Source organism: Virgibacillus sp. DJP39, assembly GCF_049310925.1.
GTDB lineage: Bacteria > Bacillota > Bacilli > Bacillales > Amphibacillaceae > Virgibacillus_F.
The window spans coordinates 1-1888 of the sequence record NZ_JBMERP010000164.1; the positions used below are offsets into that span (position 1 = coordinate 1).

4 protein-coding genes are annotated in these 1888 nt (G+C 39.1%); 2 read left to right on the forward strand and 2 right to left on the reverse strand.

Annotation, left to right across the window (positions count from 1 at the left end):
* Window positions 1-385: 385 nt before the first annotated feature.
* On the reverse strand, window positions 386-472 hold the full coding sequence (locus ACOI1D_RS21430; RefSeq protein WP_422504232.1) for a putative holin-like toxin: 87 nt from the start codon (window positions 470-472) through the stop codon (window positions 386-388).
* A gap of 217 nt (window positions 473-689) precedes the next feature.
* Here ACOI1D_RS21430 and ACOI1D_RS21435 point away from each other — a divergent pair, with 217 nt between their 5' ends.
* Window positions 690-1031, forward strand: a complete 342-nt coding sequence (locus ACOI1D_RS21435; RefSeq protein ID WP_422504227.1) for a zinc ribbon domain-containing protein YjdM — start codon at window positions 690-692, stop codon at window positions 1029-1031.
* 84 nt (window positions 1032-1115) lie between these two features.
* Window positions 1116-1304 (forward strand): hypothetical protein, encoded by a 189-nt coding sequence (locus ACOI1D_RS21440; protein ID WP_422504228.1) that lies wholly within the window; start codon window positions 1116-1118, stop codon window positions 1302-1304.
* Between the two features lie 48 nt (window positions 1305-1352).
* Here the strand turns inward: ACOI1D_RS21440 and ACOI1D_RS21445 are convergent.
* Window positions 1353-1888, reverse strand: a 536-nt coding sequence (locus ACOI1D_RS21445; protein ID WP_422504230.1) for a metallophosphoesterase, incomplete at its 5' end; no start/stop codon positions are given.

A 1888-nucleotide genomic window follows, 5' to 3' on the forward strand; every position in this document is an offset into this window, starting at 1 on the left:
AAAGTTTTGTTGCTCTTTAACCCTTGCAGTTGATAAAAACTGCGACATAACTGCTATATTTATTTCCTACCAACCTTTACTAAATTGGTGGCTGATCCAGCGCTGCGGAAAAACACTCGCACGAAGAAAATGTGGTTTTCATTTTTGAGGAGCCTCACATTTTTCCGCAGCTTAGATAGATTTCTGTTCAAGGGAGAAGAAGTCCCATGAAAACATAGGATTCCTACGGGAACAGCACGCGTCCGAAGACCCCGGAAGAAGTGTTTTTTGCTTCTGAGGAGACTGAGGCCGTGCCCGTGGAAAGCGAAGTATTCTGCCGGAACGGCGTCGGAAAAATTTTCACTACGTTGTAGTTTACAGTTTTTGCGTCAAAACCAACAATCTTTTAGAAAAAAGCATTTTGATTTGACAGTATCGCAAAAATTAATGTTCCAAACGAGATCATCAGGAGAATTGTTTCGAAAACTGTCATCGCATCACCCCCTTTCTACGTGGGAGGGAGTGAGTGAGCCACCACCCATGAAAAAGCCTTATTACACTATTTATATTATATCAAAGGGGCTTCAGAGAATAAGAAAACATGATAGTATATAATGATATAAGGTATGTACTTTTAGTTTACAAAAAGAGAAATTGAAAATTACTAACTCGTATATGAGAAATAATAACAACACATGGAGGAAACCATTATGCATGAACTGCCAAATTGCCCTAAGTGTAATTCAGAATATACATACGAAGATGGAAGTCTTCTTGTCTGCCCTGAATGTAGCCATGAGTGGACTTTAGAATCAGAAATTGAAAATGGTGAAGATAACAAGGTTATTAATGATTCAAATGGACATGTTTTAAACGATGGCGATTCTGTAACAGTGATCAAAGATCTCAAAGTAAAAGGAAGTTCATCAGTTATAAAACAAGGTACAAAAGTAAAAAATATCCGTTTAATTGACGGGGATCATGATATTGACTGTAAAATTGATGGTTTCGGAGCTATGCAACTAAAATCCAAGTTTGTTAAAAAGTTATGATTCTTGGGTATCTAGCACTAACGGTATGTAAAAGATAACCAAAAAATTCGAATTTTATGCGAGTTTAAGGAGGGTTTCAATATCATGAAGTATTTAAAGTCGCAAATGAAGCAGCTGGTAAAAGAGAATAACGAGCTGCAAACGCGCTTGAAGGAATTGATGGCTGAACATGATCTCGAGAAAAGTTTTGCTCTTAAGGCTTTGTATCATTCAGATGTTGCTTCAGGAGGTAGGTATCAGGAAGATTACCGAGAACTTGAAACGCCTAAGTAAACATATATAAAAGACCTCTACCCAATGCTGGAAAGAGGTCTTTTAGTTTTACTGTTTCTTTAACGTAAACACGGTTATCTCGGGAGGGCGATTAATACGGAGTGGCAGGGTGCTTAAACCAATCCCGGGATTAACATAGAGTTTGTTACCGGATGCTCCATACTCTTCCATCCAACCATAGGAGTGTGCCTTATCTTTTTGCAACAATGACCGATAAGACCATTCAGGTGTGAAAGGGATATTAAACTGACCGCCGTGAGTATGACCAGCAACAGAGACTGGTGAAGTGTTGGCAGGCAATTTTTCAAACGCTTCTGGATTATGCAAAATTACCACTCGCGCTGCAGAGTCAGGAACGTCATTTAATGCTTGAGAGACATTTACATTGTTAGGCCATGATGCCCCAAGACCGACAAGGTATAGACTGTCTGGAGATTCTTCAGCAACTTGTGCTCCACTTTCGGTAATTTGCATTGCGACGGATTCATTTTTGAGAACTCTTATGCCAACCTCTTCCAATGAATTAGTAACGTGTTCTGCAGCATCCATATTGGGTTTACCACTTTTGTTTGCCATCGAATAAT

Excerpts from the sequence above, each read along its gene's own strand:
- ACOI1D_RS21440 (WP_422504228.1), top strand. The coding sequence starts at position 1,116 with ATGAAGTATTTAAAGTCGCAAATGAAGCAGCTGGTAAAAGAGAATAAC.
- ACOI1D_RS21435 (WP_422504227.1), top strand. The coding sequence starts at position 690 with ATGCATGAACTGCCAAATTGCCCTAAGTGTAATTCAGAATATACATAC.
- ACOI1D_RS21430 (WP_422504232.1), bottom strand. The coding sequence starts at position 472 with ATGACAGTTTTCGAAACAATTCTCCTGATGATCTCGTTTGGAACATTA.